At 56.2% G+C, this 16,136-nt stretch carries 18 protein-coding genes; 15 read left to right on the plus strand and 3 right to left on the minus strand.

Translation table 11 applies throughout. The annotated features are described in order from the left end of the window. Positions 1-54 precede the first annotated feature (54 nt). A complete protein-coding gene (locus SynMVIR181_RS10080; protein WP_186590618.1) occupies positions 55-591 on the plus strand; it encodes a DUF721 domain-containing protein in 537 nt (178 codons plus the stop codon). Here SynMVIR181_RS10080 and SynMVIR181_RS10085 read toward each other — a convergent pair. From SynMVIR181_RS10085 to SynMVIR181_RS10095, 3 genes are read right to left on the minus strand one after another with little or no spacing between them, the layout of a single operon-like run. Continuing rightward, on the minus strand, positions 585-2,438 hold the full coding sequence (locus SynMVIR181_RS10085) for a glycosyltransferase family 39 protein (RefSeq protein WP_186589149.1): 1,854 nt from the start codon (positions 2,436-2,438) through the stop codon (positions 585-587). The two genes, SynMVIR181_RS10080 and SynMVIR181_RS10085, sit on opposite strands and share 7 nt — an antisense overlap. Continuing rightward, positions 2,429-3,541, minus strand: a complete 1,113-nt coding sequence (locus SynMVIR181_RS10090) for a glycosyltransferase (protein WP_186589150.1) — start codon at positions 3,539-3,541, stop codon at positions 2,429-2,431. Before SynMVIR181_RS10090 ends, SynMVIR181_RS10085 begins: the two co-directional genes overlap by 10 nt. Continuing rightward, entirely contained in the window at positions 3,538-4,500 is a 963-nt protein-coding gene (locus tag SynMVIR181_RS10095) for a DMT family transporter (protein WP_186589151.1), read from the minus strand. Before SynMVIR181_RS10095 ends, SynMVIR181_RS10090 begins: the two co-directional genes overlap by 4 nt. Positions 4,501-4,554: 54 nt before the next feature. Here SynMVIR181_RS10095 and sppA point away from each other — a divergent pair, with 54 nt between their 5' ends. From sppA to SynMVIR181_RS10165, 14 genes are all read left to right on the plus strand, one after another. Continuing rightward, positions 4,555-5,367: a signal peptide peptidase SppA gene (sppA, locus tag SynMVIR181_RS10100; RefSeq protein ID WP_186523667.1), complete on the plus strand. Its 813-nt coding sequence runs from the start codon at positions 4,555-4,557 to the stop codon at positions 5,365-5,367. Continuing rightward, positions 5,364-5,750, plus strand: coding sequence for a chorismate mutase (aroH, locus tag SynMVIR181_RS10105; RefSeq protein WP_370593846.1), 387 nt, complete (start codon positions 5,364-5,366; stop codon positions 5,748-5,750). Before sppA ends, aroH begins: the two co-directional genes overlap by 4 nt. A gap of 99 nt (positions 5,751-5,849) precedes the next feature. After that, a complete protein-coding gene (locus tag SynMVIR181_RS10110) occupies positions 5,850-6,440 on the plus strand; it encodes a DUF2808 domain-containing protein (protein ID WP_255444256.1) in 591 nt (196 codons plus the stop codon). A 54-nt stretch (positions 6,441-6,494) separates the two neighbouring features. Beyond that, entirely contained in the window at positions 6,495-6,632 is a 138-nt protein-coding gene (rpmH, locus tag SynMVIR181_RS10115; protein WP_011620012.1) for a 50S ribosomal protein L34, read from the plus strand. Positions 6,633-6,685: 53 nt separating this feature from the next. After that, positions 6,686-7,075, plus strand: coding sequence for a ribonuclease P protein component (locus SynMVIR181_RS10120; protein WP_186590620.1), 390 nt, complete (start codon positions 6,686-6,688; stop codon positions 7,073-7,075). Between the two features lie 2 nt (positions 7,076-7,077). Next, positions 7,078-7,494 carry a PH domain-containing protein gene (locus SynMVIR181_RS10125; protein WP_186589152.1) on the plus strand — a complete coding sequence of 139 codons (417 nt, stop codon included), beginning with the start codon at positions 7,078-7,080 and terminating at the stop codon, positions 7,492-7,494. Between the two features lie 90 nt (positions 7,495-7,584). Then, complete coding sequence (gene yidC, locus SynMVIR181_RS10130) at positions 7,585-8,733, plus strand: membrane protein insertase YidC (RefSeq protein ID WP_186589153.1); 1,149 nt, start codon at positions 7,585-7,587, stop codon at positions 8,731-8,733. Beyond that, entirely contained in the window at positions 8,730-9,281 is a 552-nt protein-coding gene (locus SynMVIR181_RS10135; protein WP_186589154.1) for a DUF177 domain-containing protein, read from the plus strand. Before yidC ends, SynMVIR181_RS10135 begins: the two co-directional genes overlap by 4 nt. Further along, positions 9,274-10,773: an AAA family ATPase gene (locus tag SynMVIR181_RS10140; protein WP_186589155.1), complete on the plus strand. Its 1,500-nt coding sequence runs from the start codon at positions 9,274-9,276 to the stop codon at positions 10,771-10,773. The genes SynMVIR181_RS10135 and SynMVIR181_RS10140 overlap by 8 nt, the downstream gene beginning before the upstream one ends. Positions 10,774-10,823: 50 nt before the next feature. Beyond that, complete coding sequence (locus SynMVIR181_RS10145; RefSeq protein ID WP_186525733.1) at positions 10,824-11,006, plus strand: hypothetical protein; 183 nt, start codon at positions 10,824-10,826, stop codon at positions 11,004-11,006. Positions 11,007-11,070: 64 nt separating this feature from the next. Then, complete coding sequence (serS, locus tag SynMVIR181_RS10150) at positions 11,071-12,348, plus strand: serine--tRNA ligase (protein ID WP_186589156.1); 1,278 nt, start codon at positions 11,071-11,073, stop codon at positions 12,346-12,348. A 19-nt stretch (positions 12,349-12,367) separates the two neighbouring features. Beyond that, positions 12,368-13,450 (plus strand): RIP metalloprotease RseP, encoded by a 1,083-nt coding sequence (rseP, locus tag SynMVIR181_RS10155; protein WP_186589157.1) that lies wholly within the window; start codon positions 12,368-12,370, stop codon positions 13,448-13,450. Between the two features lie 43 nt (positions 13,451-13,493). Next, positions 13,494-13,796 carry a 30S ribosomal protein S14 gene (gene rpsN / locus SynMVIR181_RS10160; RefSeq protein WP_186589158.1) on the plus strand — a complete coding sequence of 101 codons (303 nt, stop codon included), beginning with the start codon at positions 13,494-13,496 and terminating at the stop codon, positions 13,794-13,796. A gap of 174 nt (positions 13,797-13,970) precedes the next feature. After that, positions 13,971-16,136, plus strand: coding sequence for a polyribonucleotide nucleotidyltransferase (locus SynMVIR181_RS10165; protein WP_186589159.1), 2,166 nt, complete (start codon positions 13,971-13,973; stop codon positions 16,134-16,136).

Raw genomic sequence — 16,136 nt, forward strand, 5'->3', positions numbered from 1 at the left:
TTAGCGAGCTGGACCACCTATCCCCACTAAGGTCCAATTTCATTGGATGACGTTATGGGGCGAGCCCCTCGATCCCAACGGCGCCGTTTTGGTCGTGGAGAGGTGTTGGTGCCGCCGCCACCGCCGCCGGTTCAACCTCTTCAGGAGTGCCTGGAGTTTTTGCGGAGCAAATGGAGACGAGAGGGATCACTGGCTGCGCTTTGGCAGGACTGGCCCCAATTGGCGGGGCGTCCCTTGGCGGATCACTGCAAGCCTTTGAATTTGAGCCACGGCGTCCTCACGGTGGGAGCGCGTCACCCGCAATGGCGACAAGCTCTTCAGTACAGCAAACCTCAACTTTTGGCAGCAGTGCGAAGCGCTGGCCATGCCGTGCGCGATCTGAGGATTCAGCAACATCACCCTTCCCCTACGGCAGAGTTAGAGACAGAAGAGAGTGTTTGGGCTCGCCATCCGAGCCGGATCGATGTGCACGGAATGGCGTCATGCCCTTGCTGTGACAGCCCAGCTCCTGCAGGCGAGATGGCGCTCTGGGGCCACTGCGGGTTCTGCCGAAGACTGAAGCTTTCAGAGTCGCTCGGAAGCAGTCAGTAACGTTCAGCCCGAGGCCGTTCCCATGTTGAATGAGCCCCTCTGGAATGGAGCTTTAAAGCTCTTTTATCCAATTCCCTCCTGTCGAATCGAAGAACTTGATAAATTCCAAATTGTCCGAGGGGCTCTGGATTGAGACCCTTCCAATGTTTCTTTTTCATTGTCAGTGAATCAATAACAATTATCGCCGTCTGTGACCCTCCTTTCTTGCTGGTTGGAAACCCTTGCCATCCCTTTCTTTTCTCCTTGCTGAAGCGATCCGCAACATTGATAAAGGCGTTCTTAGATGTTCCTTCGTAGACAACAACCTGATCTGTGTAGAAGTGCAAAGAGGGTTTCATCACCCCAACCATCGCCAAAGGTTCATCAGGACCTTGATGTTCCAACACAGTGGCGGCTACTTCACGGATTGGAAGTTGGCGTACACGATCGCCGAGGTCAACCATCGGGATGAGAGCAATGAGCTGGAACATCACCAGCGGTCCCTGAACGGCTAGCAAGCGACCAGAGGCCTTTCGCCTGATCATCCAGAGGCCCAAAACGCCAGCGATCGAGAAGCACACCGCTGCTCTTAAAACCAAGCGGCTTGCCAGCAGTTCGGCTGGCAGCGTTGGCATTTCGGGGTCATCGATGAGAGGAACCCAGATCGAAGAACTCCAGAACCCCACTGCCAACACAAACGTGAGCAGGATTGTTGTGCCCCAGGCCCAATCCAAAGGAGGTCGGTTCCTTCGTTCGGAAGGCCTTGCTGCAAGGGCGATGAGAATGGCAGCAGCAGGCGTTGCAGGAATCCAGTAGCTCGGAAGCTTCGTGGCCGCGGTGGTGAACAGCAGCAATACAGAAAGAAGCCAGCAACTGGCAAAACTCTGAAGAGACAAGTTTGCGCTGGATTGGACAGATGAAAAGGCACGCTTCAGGTTTGAAGGGTGCAGGGTTTGCCCCAGCCCAAGCAGCAATAGGGGGGTGAAGGGCAGGGATGCCACAACCAAAATCACCCCGAAAAACCACCAGGGTTGGAGGTGGCTGTTCACGACCGATGTGAAGCGTTGCAGGTTGTGATAACCAAAAAAGCTATCCCAAAAAGGCTGGCCTTCGACCAGCAGTTCTGCGACATACCAAGGCAGGCTGATCAAGGCGGTGAGTGCAAGGCCGCGAAGCGGTTTGATGCATTGCGAGATGCCCTTCAGATCCCAGCGCACCAGAGCAAACAGCACCAGGGTCATGCCACTGAGGACCACGGCCACAGGCCCTTTCGTGAGCACGGCTGAGGCGAGCAGAACCCAGGCGAGCCACCATCGTCGAGACGTTCCACTGGCATAACAACGCCACTGGCAGAGGAGGCTCAGAGCGAGGGTGCCGCTGAGTAAGGGATCACTGACGGCCGTCCGACTCCAGAGCTGTACTAATGGAGAGAGCGCGAAGGCCAGTGCTGCTGCGACTGCGGTGCGGCGAGGGTGATTGTCATTTTCGGCCGGATGCACCATCAAGGTGTCCCCAAGCATCAGCATGGTTGCCACACTCGCCAGGGCTGAGGGAAGCCTCCCAGCCCAGGTGCCGAGTGGGTCCCAGAGCTCATTGGCAGGAATCGAGTACCCCAACCCCATAAGCCAGTACACCAGGGGCGGTTTGTCGAATCTTGGCAATCCATTAACCCGAGGGGTTAACCAGTCACCGGTGCGAGCCATGGCACGACCGGCAGCTGCAAAGAGCGGTGGGGTTTCATCGACCAGGCCAGTGGAACCCAGTTGCCAGCAGCACATCGCAAGGCCAAGCGCCAAGATCAGCAGCAGACCTCGGCTGCGCTGTCGTGGCGAGATCCGTGGGTCGGCAGGGGCGTTGATCATCGACATGGGGCGATCGTGCCATCCCTTGCAGAGAGTCCCTGCCTGATCCAAGCCTCAACGCGTTGTGCAAACACCGTATGGCTGGCGTTCTGTTCCACCCAACGGCGACAAGCTTGTCGATCGATTTGATCGACTTTGCTGCTTGCCATTTTTAGGGCCTCGAGATCATCGGGATGCACAAGCCATCCCGTGACTCCGTTTTGAATCAGTTCGCCCGGACCACCGCGGTCGTAGGCCACAACAGGGACACCGCAGGCCATGGCTTCCACCACCACATTGCCGTAGGCCTCATTCCATTTGGGCGTATTCAGGAGAGCGCGGCAGCAGCCAAGCTCTTTCTGAAGTTGGTGTGTCGGCTGAAAACCGCGCCAATTAATGGTTCCTGGAGGCACGGCGGCTTCCACCGATTGTGCATAGTCAGCATCTTCGACCAAGCCCCAAACCAGAAGCGTTTCTCCCAGAGCAGCGGCAACAGCTGCAGCATCTTCGAGGCCTTTTTCAGGCGCGATGCGTCCGGCCCATCCGAGTGGGCCATGGAGGGACAACTGCAACTGATAACGCGTGAGGTCAAAGCCATTCCCCACAATTGAAGGTGGCATGGGCAATGAAAAATCCCCTGCCTGTCGTTGGGTATGGAATGACATTCGCCTTTGGTCCCAGCGCGCGAGTTGAGAGATGACTTCATCCATCGCCTGCGAGACCGACCCCATGCTCACCAAATGAAATAACGAGCACTTCGCATGGGGAGTGAGCCAGAGCGGTAACCAGTCGTAGCTGAAGTTGATCACTGCATCGGCGTCCTCGCCCAAGGACAAAGCAAGGTCCCACAAATGTGGAAGCACACCATCAAAGGGAATTTGAACGGAAGCGTCTTTTGCGGCATGTTGCCAGCTGGGTTGATCGCTGCCCCCAGCGGTGTGTAGTGAGAGTTCAGGGCAGTCGTCAGGCGCAACCGATCCGTTAGGGGCGACCAGGGTGATCCGATGCCCTCTTGCGGCTAGACCGCGCAATAACGAGGTCAGCGTTAGTTCCACACCACCACCGCGTCCACTGCCTAAATGTCCGATGGGTGTACTGACCAGTACCAAATGCAGAGGGGTGATGCTCATGCTCCGAGATCGCCCTGCTGGGTTTCGTTTATGAGAGCAACCGGTTCCCAGAAACGTTTGCGTTGGCTCACCAATACCACCGAAATTAGAACCAAAAGCACTGCCAACCATTGAAGGTTGTTGAGTCGTTCTTGCAACAACAGCCCGCCGGAAGCAAGTGCAAAAACGGGTGTGAGAAATCCAAGTGTGGTGAACCCTGTCAGGTCCTCACGACTGGCAAACCAGAAAAATAGGGCGTAGGCCACGGCGCCCCCCATCAGAGATGCATAGGCCATTTGCGTCCAAGCAGAGACGGACCAAGGAGGTATTAGCGGGAAGGCTCCGTCGAGCCCATGCCAAACCAGCAAGGGCAGTCCACCCAGCAGCATGTGCCATCCCGTGACGGCTACAGGATCACTATTTCGGCAGGCAAATCGACTCAGAACGGTGCCGACAGCCATCGCAATGGCAGCCGCCAACATCCAGCCCGTTCCAGCCTGCCAACCCGATTGAAACGACACTCCCTCACCCAATAGCCACCAGTGCCGTAGAAGCGGTTGGGGAACACCTAGACAGATAATTCCCACCAGGCCAAGAACCAATCCCACCCAACCGATGGGATTGATTGTTTCTGCAAAAAGCCAGCGGGCGAGCAGGGCAACCATCAACGGCTGAGAATCAATCAACACTGACCCGAGGCCGGCGCCAGTGCCTTCGAGTCCGCGTGCCAGGCAGATCTGAAACAGCACGGCATCAATCAGGGTGAATAGGAGAAACCAGCCCCGATCCCCAGGATCAATCGCTAACGAACGCCCGAGCAGCGGAACAAAGGCGATCACGACGATTCCAGCCGGGAGCAGCCTCAGGCAGGACACCAGAATCGGCCCTCCTGTGCTGACCAGGGGAGCCATTGCTGTCATCGCCGTTCCCCAGAGGACGAACGGCAGGACCATCAGCAGCCCTCGGCGGAGAGATCCCATGGGGTGCTGCGAACAGGCTCCTTTTTAAGATCTAATCGTGTTTGATTGACTGTCATGATCTGGCCCTGGCGCCGCAAGTCCCGGCGAACGATGGCGAGGATCGCCATTGAAGGGGCGATCACTGGCTCCACCCGCCGTCGCGTCCTTAAAGCCTTAAAGGAGGTTCAGGAGAGGGAATTCCCTGCACTGTTGCTGCGAATTGATAGTCCTGGAGGGACTGTTGGCGACAGCCAGGAGATCCATGCAGCCTTGCTGAGGCTGCGCGAAAAAGGCTGTCATGTTGTTGCCAGCTTTGGAAATATTTCTGCATCTGGTGGGGTTTATGTCGGTGTTGCCGCAGACAGGATCGTGTCCAATCCAGGCACGATTACCGGTTCCATCGGCGTGATTCTTCGCGGCAACAACCTGTCCAAATTGCTGGATCGTGTTGGGGTCAAATTTGAAACGGTCAAAAGTGGAGCCTTTAAAGACATCCTTTCTCCAGATCGTGCCCTTGGCTCAGAAGAACGTGAGCTGCTTCAAGCTCTGATTGACAGCAGCTATGAGCAATTTGTGGCGGCCGTTGCAGAAGGACGAAAGCTTGATCCAAGCTGTGTTCGCGAGTTTGCTGACGGACGGGTGTTCAGTGGTGCGCAGGCCAAAGATCTTGGGCTCGTGGATGAACTGGGTGACGAAGAGTGCGCAAGGGTGCTTGCGGCACAGTTGGCTGATCTGGATGAGGAGCGCTGCCGCGTGGTGACACTTGGAAAACCCCGAAAGCCATTGCTGCAAGGGTTGTCAGGGTCCAATCTGCTCGCCCGAATTCAGGAGCTCGTCACGGTTGAAATGGAGCTCAGCGGTCAACCTTTGTGGTTGTTTCGGCCATGACCATGGGGAGCGGATTGACCTTGCGCGGTTTACGTGGTGCGACCACCTGCAGCACCAACACAGTTGTTGCGATTGAGCAGGCGGTCTCTGAACTGATGGACGCCCTGGTGAAACACAACGCTCTGAAGCCGGACTGCATCGTGTCGATCACGTTCTCTGTGACGACCGATCTGGATGCGTGTTTCCCGGCTGCTGTTGCAAGGCGCCGCGAAGGTTGGGATGGGGTGGCCCTCCTCGACTGTCAGCAGATGGCTGTTGAGGGCGATCTGGATAGGTGCATTCGTCTTCTGGCCCACACCTGGATGCCAGCAGATCAAGAGCTTCGCCACGTCTATCTGGGGGAAGCCAGCCGCCTCAGGCCAGATAGATCCAGTCACAACTGACAGATGCCACGCCGGCCCTTCGAACCCCTTGCCGCTGCCTGTCCTTAGGACAATCATGGGACATAACCACTGCGGTGATTGTTTTCACCAGCTGAATTAATGGACTTTTTGCCCACGACCCCGATCCGCCGCCTCGCTGTTGTTGCAGGGGTGATCGGTTGCGGAGTCGTTGCTTCTGCTTCGGTGGTCGAGATGCTCCAACCCGTTGCAGTTCAAGCTCAGAACACTCCCTCTTTGATGGAGTTTCGCTGGGAAAGCGATAGAAATTATCGCAAGTTGTACTACGTCCAAACGAGCACTCGTACGCGCGAGCGTTCGGAATACTTCCTGGTGCTTCGGCCGAAAGATCGCAAAACCGCGATCCTCAAACTCACCATCACTATTCCTGATTACTTCAACGCAAAGATCCGCCCCAACAAATTGAAGCTCTGCAAGATGAAGAAGGGCGGCATGCTCAGCAGAAGCCGTTGTGAAGAGGTCATCCCTGCTGTTTTTGAGGTCAGCGAGAACCAAACGGCAATTGAGGTTTTCCCTGAAACTCCGATTCCCACTGAAGACACCTATGCCGTGTCGATGACGATCTTCAATCCCAATAAATCTGGGATGTTTCAGTTGAATGCTCTGGCACAGGCGCCTGGAGACGTTCCAGTGGCGGGCTACTTAGGGAGTTGGAACTTCAGTATCGACTAAGCATTGGCTGATAAGCTCTTCTACTGATGAAAGGCTGGGCGCCGGAGTGAATCCATGACCAAACGAACTTTTGGTGGCACCAGCCGTAAGCGCAAACGCGTTTCGGGTTTCCGTGTTCGCATGCGTTCTCACACCGGCCGTCGCGTGATTCGTACGCGTCGTAAGCGTGGACGTTCACGCTTGGCTGCTTGAGCCTGATCAGCAACGCCTAGCCCCTTGAAGGGGTGACGTTTGAAAGAATTTCGATGGTGCTTCCCACGTCAATGCGATTGCGGGGTCATCGCTGTTTCGATTATCTGCATCGCAGGGGTCAGCGCTTCCACGGATCGCTGATGACTCTGCGTAAAGCCTCGGCGATGCCGAGGCTTCTGCGTTGGGAGTGCCGCCCTGTTGGGGAGAGTGGCGAAACGGCTGTTTGCCGATGCGCTGTGGTGATCAGTAGCAAGGTCAGTAAACGGGCTGTCATCCGCAATCGGCTCAGACGCTTGTTGCACGACCACTTACGTGAGCATTTTGAGCAGTCGTTTCAGCACTCCAATACCTGGGTTCTGATCAGCCTTAAACCCGGTGCAGAGGCCAAAGATGCTCCTGTCCTGGAAGAATGCGACAGATTGCTCCAACAAGCAGGGTATTAGCCATGCCAACTTCCATCCAAGAAGAGACCTTCTACGAAGGCGGTCCAGCTCGCGGTGACTTGATCTTCAATCTTTTGCTTGGGCTGACCTTGATCGGTCTGCCCTTTGCTGTTGGAGCGATTGTTCGTGCGGTCTGGTTGCGTTTCAACATCACCAGTCGTCGCATTTCTGTGACCGGTGGCTGGATGGGACGGGATCGCAGTCAGGTGGCCTTTAGCCAGGTGCGTGAAGTCCGCAGCGTGTCGCGCGGTTTTGGCGCCTGGGGCGACATGGTTCTTGTCTTGACAGACGGATCACGCCTGGAGTTGCGCTCGGTCCCACGCTTCCGGGAGCTCGAGGCTTTCATCGAAGAGCGCATCCGTGTCCGACGTGAAAACGCGAGTGAGAAAGATGCAGACAGCAAGGGCTTCGCTGCCTGAGTTAGGTGTTCGCCTCAAGCGAATTGCCACAGAAGCCCCTGTGCTGTTGCACACTGGCAACAACATTCACCAATCACTCGGAACGCCATCGTGATCGGGTACATCTCCGACAATCTGCTGCTGCCAATCCTGGATTTTTTCTACGGATTGGTCCCGAGCTATGGCCTGGCGATCGTGGCCCTCACGGTGGTAATTCGCCTGGCGTTGTTCCCTCTCAGCGCAGGGTCGATTCGTAGCGCCAGACGCATGCGCATCGCTCAGCCTGTGATGCAGAAGCGCCAGGCTGAGATCAAAGCCCGTTACGCAAGCGATCCTAAAAAGCAGCAAGCCGAACTCGGAAAGCTGATGAAGGAGTTCGGTAGCCCCCTGGCGGGCTGCTTGCCGCTCCTCGTTCAAATGCCGATTTTGTTTGCGCTGTTCGCAACTTTGAGGGGATCACCCTTTGCGGATGTGCCTTACACCCTCAATCTCAAAGTGCTTCCCGCTGATCAGATTGCGGCTGTTGAGCCCAAGCCTTTCACCAGCGCCAGTCATTCGATCTTCATTACGGAAACGAATCACGTTCCCATCATCGCGAGCCTTCCTGGCGGTACCAAGATCGGCGCTGGAGAGACTGTTCCGATTCAGCTCGAGACCCGTGGTGGAGAAAGTTTCCGCGATGTGATTTCTGGCGTCGATAACGGCCAAAGGTTTCTTCCAACTTGGACGGTTACCAAGGGAGAGGGAATTGTCAGCGTGAGTGAGACGGGAACGATTACAGCCCTCACGACTGGCGATGCAACCGTTGAAGGGAAAATTACAGGTTTGGCCGCTCGCAGCGGCTTCTTGTTCATCAAAGCCCTAGGTCAGGTTGGCTTTTACACCGAGGGTGCGATCAATTGGGACATCGCAATTCTCATTGGCGCATTCGGTCTGAGTTTGTTTGCTTCTCAGCTTCTCTCCGGGATGGGGATGCCTGCCAATCCGCAGCAGTCCACCGCTAACAAGATCACTCCAGTGATGATTACTGGGATGTTCCTGTTTTTCCCACTCCCTGCCGGTGTTTTGCTTTACATGGTGATTGCCAATATTTTCCAGGCACTGCAAACGTTTTTGCTCACGCGCGAGGCTTTGCCGGAAAATCTTCAGTCGATTCTTGATGACCAAAGGCTGCAAAATTCTCAGCCTGCAGCGGCCTCCGCAGGTGGCGGATCCACGTCTGGACGCATGCCGTTTGAGCCCAAAGGCGGAAACAAATGATTCCTGGGCTTGAGCCCGTTCCCCTTCGCGAGCTGCAAGCTCTTGGTTCCGTTCGTGAGTGGGAATTCGAAGGCCCACTTGAGGAGCTGCCCTCCCTCACCCCAGTTCGCGGAACCATTCGGGCCGAGCATCGCGGCAATATTCTTGAAGTTTCCGGTTCAGCTCAGACCATCGTTTGTTTGTGTTGCGATCGCTGTCTGAAGCATTTCAACCGCGAATTGTCCACGGGAACGAATGAGTTGATCTGGCTTGGAGATCGTGAAGATGAAGCGGAGATGGCGGAAGAGGGCCTGGATGCATCTTCAGTGGATGGACTTGTGGAGTGTCTGGATCCAAGGGGCCTTTTTGAACCAGAGCGATGGGTGTTTGAACAGTTGAGTCTTCAAATGCCAGCTGTAAATTTCTGCGGTGATGGTTGCTCAGGAATGCCTCAATCGGTCAACCCAGAGCAGACAGCTTCGGTGACGCCGTCTGCCGATCCGCGTTGGGAGGCTCTCTTGAGCCTGCGCTCTGACCCAGGCGAGGAGTCGGAGGTGACGCGTGACTGAACAGTGGGCACAACAACTCGATCTTCTGATTCGTGCGGGCACCCCTCTGATTTGGATTCGCAGCCACGAGGAGGAGCGCGTTGAATCTCTGCTGAGACAAGCGGCCGAACGCTTGCCTGGGCGTCGACTGGCGTCATGGGACTTTGTGAGTGGCCTGTCCGGCGTGCTTGGCAGCGAGGGACTTGGTGCGCGCCAGCCCATGCTGGTTTTGCAGTGGTTGCAGGATCTCGATGGCAACAGCCCCACGCTGCTGTTGCTCAAAGATGTGCATCGCTTCTGCGATGACCCGGGCATCGCCCGCATGCTTCGCAATCTCACAAGCTTGTTGCGTGGCCGCCCTCATACGCTCGTGCTCGGTTGTGGTAGCTGGACGCCGCCACCCGATTTAGAAGAGGCCCTCACCCTGCTCGACTTGCCGCTTCCGCAAGAGCAGGAATTGATGACCTTGCTTGGCAATATTTCCAAGGCAACAGGATCGCCTCTCAATAGCGAGGTGCTTGAGGAGCTCACCCATGCCTGCTGCGGATTAAGTGAATCACGGGTTCGTCACGTTGCAGCGAAGGCGCTGGCTCAGCGCGGTGAGCTCGGACGCCAGGACCTTGCTGACGTGCTGGAGGAGAAGCGCCTCGCGCTGGCTCGCAGCGAAGTGCTGGAGTTCTGCCGTACCGATGCCACCCCTGCAGATATTGGTGGGCTGGAGGCTCTCAAGCAGTGGTTAGAACAGCGCCATCGTGCCTTCAGTGATGAAGCCCGGCGCTTCGGCTTGCCCCTCCCTCGTGGTGTTTTATTGGTCGGGCCGCAGGGAACGGGTAAATCGCTGACGGCGCGAGTGATTGCCCACAGCTGGTCCATGCCACTCCTGCGCTTGGATGTGGGGCGTCTTTTTGCTGGCCTCGTTGGAGCGAGCGAAGCACGAACACGCGAAATGATTCAAAGGGCTGAAGCGATGGCTCCTTGCGTGCTTTGGATTGATGAGATTGACAAAGGCTTTGGAAGCGACGGCCGAAGTGATGGCGGAACCAGCCAACGGGTGTTGGCCACCGTGCTGACATGGATGGCGGAGAAAACGTCTCCCGTTTTTGTTGTGGCTACAGCCAATGGAGTGGAAAGGCTTCCCGCTGAACTCCTAAGAAAGGGCCGCTTCGACGAGATTTTTCTCCTTGATATGCCAGCTCGCTCTGAACGTCAGAGCATCATGGAATTGCATATCAGTCGCAGACGCCCAGGTCTTCGCCTTCCTGTTGAAACTGTCGTGGACCGGACGGATGGTTACTCCGGTGCAGAGCTAGAGCAAACGGTGATCGAAGCCATGCACCTTGCCTTTGCAGAGAGCCGTGAATTGGCGGAGTCCGACTTAATTCAAGCCGCTGCTCAATTGGTTCCTCTCTCGCGTACCGCTAAAGAACAATTGGAAGGCCTCAAGCAATGGGCTAGTAGCGGCAGGGCGCGGCCAGCTTCATTGCGACTGGTAACGAACCCTGACAGGGCGTAACAAACAAGGGGCCTGCGTCCAGACAAGGCTTGGCGACCTCCGTATGTTTCGTGAATAGCGCCTTTTTGTCCGTGAATCGTTTTTCGGATCTCACCACCCAACTCGCTGCTGCCTGTCTTGGTGCTGGTGTCATTACAACCGTCGCGGTCGCTCAGGGGCAGAACCCAATTACCGCTCTTGGCATCACGTTGTTCTCGGCTGTTGCCGCGGTAATGGTTGGACAAGTTCTCTAAGAACCTTGATTGTTCGTTCTGAACCGAGACGTAGGCTTTTTAGCCAGTCCTCTTCAGAATTTCCGTGCTTGACCAGCGCCTGGTGCGTGACAACCCCGAACTGATTTCCCGTGAGTTGGGACGTAGGGGGATGGATGTTGATCTCACAGGTCTTCAGCTGATTGCACAGCAGCAACGCGATCTCGAGGAGCGTCGCAGCGGCCTTCAAGCCGATGGCAACCGCATTGGCAAAGAGGTTGGTCAGCGCATTCAAGCCGGGGCCGATCCCAAGGGGGCTGAGGTTGCAGAGCTTCGCCTGCAAGGCAATCAAATTAAGCAGACAGTGGCCGTTCTCGAGGATGAGGAGAAGCAGCTCACCGCGCGGCTGCGTGAAGAGCTACTTAGCTACCCCAATCTGCCTTCAAAGGCCTGTCCAGACGGTCGCAGCGAAGACGACAACAAAGAAGTGCGTCGCTGGGGTGATCCCAGGGTGGAAGACGGGCTCATGGAGCATTGGCAAATTGCAGAGCAGCTGTCTTTGCTCGACACGGAGCGTTCCGTGAGAATTGCCCAGAGTCGTTTTGTGACCCTGTTTGGGCAAGGCGCTCGGCTAGAGCGATCGCTCATCAACTTCATGCTGGACCTGCACACGGGGAAGGGGTACCGCGAGGTGCTCCCTCCGGTTTTGGTGAATAGCGCAAGCCTGAAGGGATCAGGGCAACTGCCCAAATTTGCTGAAGAGAGTTTTCGTTGTGCAGACGATGACCTCTGGTTGACCCCAACCGCTGAGGTTCCGCTGACCTCTCTGCATCGCGACGAAATTATTCCTTCGGAACAATTGCCACTGCGTTACGTGGCTTACAGCCCCTGCTTTCGCAGGGAGGCCGGTAGCTATGGACGTGACACGCGGGGCCTGATCCGACTGCATCAATTCAACAAAGTGGAGCTGTATTGGTTTGTCCATCCCGAGCACTCTGAGGAGGCTCATGCGCAGATCACCGCCGACGCCGAGGCCGTGCTTCAGGCTTTGGAGCTGCCCTATCGCGTGCTTGAGCTCTGCACGGGTGATCTGGGCTTCTCCGCCGCCCGCACCTATGACCTCGAAGTTTGGTTGGCGGGAGCGGGTGCTTTCAGGGAGATCTCGAGCTGCAGTGTCTGTTCTGATTTCCAGGCTCGTCGTTCCTCGATTCGCACGAAAGACGGCAAGACCACACGTTTGGTTCACACGCTCAACGGCAGTGGCCTCGCGATTGGCCGCACCATGGCTGCTCTGCTTGAGAACGGGCAACAGCCTGACGGGAGCGTGAAACTTCCCCAGGCTTTGGTTCCTTACTTCGGTTGCGATCGTCTCCAGCCAGAATGAATCGATTATTGGGTCCGATATGAACGTTCTGGCAGCACTATTGGTTCTGGGGCTGCTGATCGTGATCCATGAGGCTGGTCACTTTCTTGCAGCCAGAGTTCAGGGGATCCGTGTGAATGGATTTTCCATTGGGTTTGGACCTGCCCTCTGGAAACTTGAGCGTGGAGGCGTGACCTATGCCCTGCGCGCTCTCCCTCTTGGCGGATTCGTGTCCTTCCCTGACGACGAAGAAGACAGTCCAATCCCTGCCGATGATCCAGATCTTCTTCGCAACCGCCCGATTCCACAGAGAGCCCTTGTTATTAGCGCAGGGGTGCTCGCCAACTTGCTGCTCGCCTGGGTGGTTCTCGTTGGACATACGGCATTGGCAGGAGTTCCAGGCGACCCTGATCCCGGGGTGATGGTGATGGCAGTTCAGCAGGGAGAGCCCGCTGAGATCGCGGGTTTGCAAGCCGGTGATCAAATTTTGAGCATCGAAGGATTGCCACTGGGTCGCGGCGAGAAGGCTGTGAAAGAGGCTGTTACGCCAGTGCGAGACAGCCCTTCCAAAGCACTGTCACTTGAAGTGCAGAGAAATGGATTGGTGCGAGTGATCCAGCTCACTCCGGAAGACCATCAAGGGCAGGGACGCATCGGTGCTCAGCTTCAGGCCAATTTCAGTGGAACCACGCGCGCTGTCACTGGCTTGGGCGAAGCGATCGCCAGTGGATCAGAGCAGTTCGGTGGACTTTTGCAGCGCACCGTGGCCGGATATGGAGCCTTGTTCACTGATTTTGGAACGACGGCTCAGCAGGTGAGTGGCCCGGTCAAGATTGTGGAGATGGGCGCCCAGCTCTCCAGTCAGGGAGGAAGTGGTCTTGCCCTCTTCATGGCTTTGATTTCGATCAACCTCGCGGTGCTCAATGCGCTCCCATTGCCGCTTCTTGATGGTGGTCAATTGGTGTTCATTCTTTTGGAGGGGGTCCGCGGACGGCCTATCCCAGAGCGCTTTCAGTTGATCGTGATGCAATCCAGCTTTTTGCTCGTCGTTGGCCTGAGTGTTCTTTTGATCGTGCGCGATACAAGTCAACTCTCGGTTGTTCAGCGCTTGCTTGGTCAGTGAACCGATAGAGTGCCTTCACTAGACGTCTGATCTAACCAGCTGCATGGCCAAGAAGTCGATGATTGCCCGAGATGTGAAGCGGAAAAAGATAGTCGCGCGCTTTTCGGACAGGCGCGCAGCTCTCATGTCTGCGTTCCATGCCGCTAAGGATCCGATGGAGCGTCTTGAGATCCATCGCAAGATCCAGGGGTTGCCTCGTAACAGCGCCCCAAACCGTGTGCGCAATCGTTGCTGGGCGACTGGAAAGCCCCGCGGCGTTTATCGCGATTTTGGGCTGTGCCGCAATCAGCTTCGTGAACGTGCTCACAAAGGTGAGCTCCCCGGTGTTGTGAAGTCCAGCTGGTGATTTGAGTTCGGTCTTTTCCAATCCATCGAATGAAGAGGTGATTGATCACCTCTTTTTTTATGTCGTTTTTTATGGCGATGGATCTGTTGGATTTTGTGGATCTAACCGGATAACCCCAACAATGGGTTCCGCTCAAATGTAAGAATCAGAATTGACAGAAAGACATAAACCAACGTGCAAGGTCAGACGCAGTCGATCTCCTTTGACGGTCGGGAGATACGGCTGACCACAGGGCGGTATGCCCCCCAAGCCGGCGGCTCGGTGATGATTGAGTGCGGAGACACCTCCGTCTTGGTCACGGCTACACGCTCCACAGGTCGAGATGGAATTGATTTTCTCCCGCTGATCTGTGACTACGAAGAGCGCCTCTATGCAGCAGGCAGGATTCCTGGAAGTTTTATGCGGCGCGAAAGTCGTCCTCCTGAGCGCGCCACGCTGATTTGCCGTCTCATCGATCGGCCGATGCGTCCGTTGTTCCCAAGTTGGCTTCGCGACGATTTGCAGATTGTTGCGACTTGCATGTCGCTTGATGAGCGGGTTCCGGCTGATGTGCTCGCCGTTACAGGGGCCTCCATGGCCACCCTCTTGGCAAAGATTCCCTTCTATGGGCCGATGGCCGCTGTTCGCGTCGGTTTGCTGGGTGACGATTTTGTGCTGAATCCCAGCTACCGGGAGATTGAGCGCGGCGATCTAGACCTCGTTGTTGCAGGCACCCCACAAGGTGTAGTGATGGTGGAAGCTGGTGCGAATCAGCTCCCTGAGGGAGATGTGATTGAAGCGATCGACTTTGGCTACGAAGCTGTTTCTGAGTTGATCAAAGCTCAGCAATCCATCCTCAAAGAGGCTGGGATCGAGCAAGTGATTCCTGAGGTTCCTGAGCAAGACAAAACGCTGCCTGTCTATCTAGAGAAAGCCTGCAGTAAATCGATTGGCGAGGTGCTTGGCCAGTTCGAGCAAACCAAGGCTGAGCGTGACGAAAAGCTGGATGCGATTCGCAGCACAACCGCGGAAACGATCAAGGGCCTCAAGGACTCCGATCCTGTTCGCGTTGCGGTTAGTGCCAACGGCAAGGCCCTTCCAAACAGTTTTAAGGCGCTCACCAAAACCTTGATGCGCCAGCAGATCCTTAAGGACGGAAAACGGGTGGATGGTCGCACCCTGGATCAGGTGCGTCCGATTAGCGCTGCTGCAGGAGTGCTTCCGAAGCGAGTACACGGCTCAGGTTTGTTTCAACGCGGACTCACCCAGGTGTTGTCGACCGCCACTCTTGGCACCCCAAGTGACGCTCAGGAGATGGATGATCTCAATCCAAGCAACGAAAAAACCTACCTGCACCACTACAACTTCCCGGCCTATTCCGTCGGTGAGACCCGTCCGATGCGCTCTCCGGGACGCCGTGAAATTGGTCACGGTGCTCTAGCTGAACGCGCCATCGTGCCCGTCCTCCCCGCGAAAGACACCTTCCCTTACGTGGTGCGTGTTGTCAGCGAAGTGTTGAGCTCTAATGGCTCCACTTCAATGGGCTCCGTGTGCGGCAGCACCTTGGCTCTGATGGATGCCGGTGTTCCTCTGAAGGCGCCTGTGAGTGGTGCGGCGATGGGCCTGATCAAGGAGGGGGATGAGGTCAAAATCCTCACCGACATTCAAGGCATTGAAGACTTCCTTGGCGACATGGACTTCAAAGTGGCGGGTACCGATAAGGGGATTACCGCGCTGCAGATGGACATGAAGATCACGGGTCTGCCCGTAAGCATCATTGCTGAGGCTGTGAATCAGGCGCGTCCTGCGCGTCTACACATCCTTGAAAAGATGATGGAAGCGATCGAGAGTCCGCGTGAAGGGCTATCTCCTCATGCGCCTCGCCTGCTGAGTTTCCGCATTGATCCTGAGCTGATTGGCACGGTGATCGGACCTGGTGGGCGCACCATCAAGAACATCACGGAGCGCACCAACACCAAGATCGACATTGAGGACAGTGGCATTGTCACCATTGCTTCTCATGATGGTGCGGCGGCAGAGGAAGCCCAGAAAATCATTGAAGGCCTCACCCGCAAGGTGAATGAGGGTGAAGTGTTTACGGGTTCCATTACCCGCATCATTCCGATCGGTGCCTTTGTTGAAATTCTTCCGGGTAAAGAGGGAATGATTCACATCTCACAGCTTTCTGAGGCGAGAGTCGAGAAAGTGGAAGATGTGGTGAAGGTGGGAGATGAGGTCACAGTGCGTGTCCGTGAAATAGACAATCGCGGTCGTATCAACCTCACCCTGCGTGGCGTTCCCCAGAACGGTGAGTCGCCTGACTCCCAACCGGCTCCAACACCAGTAGCGCCTCTCTCCTGA

Origin of the sequence: Synechococcus sp. MVIR-18-1 (assembly GCF_014279835.1) — a bacterium.
In the GTDB taxonomy this organism is placed as follows: Bacteria; Cyanobacteriota; Cyanobacteriia; order PCC-6307; family Cyanobiaceae; genus Synechococcus_C.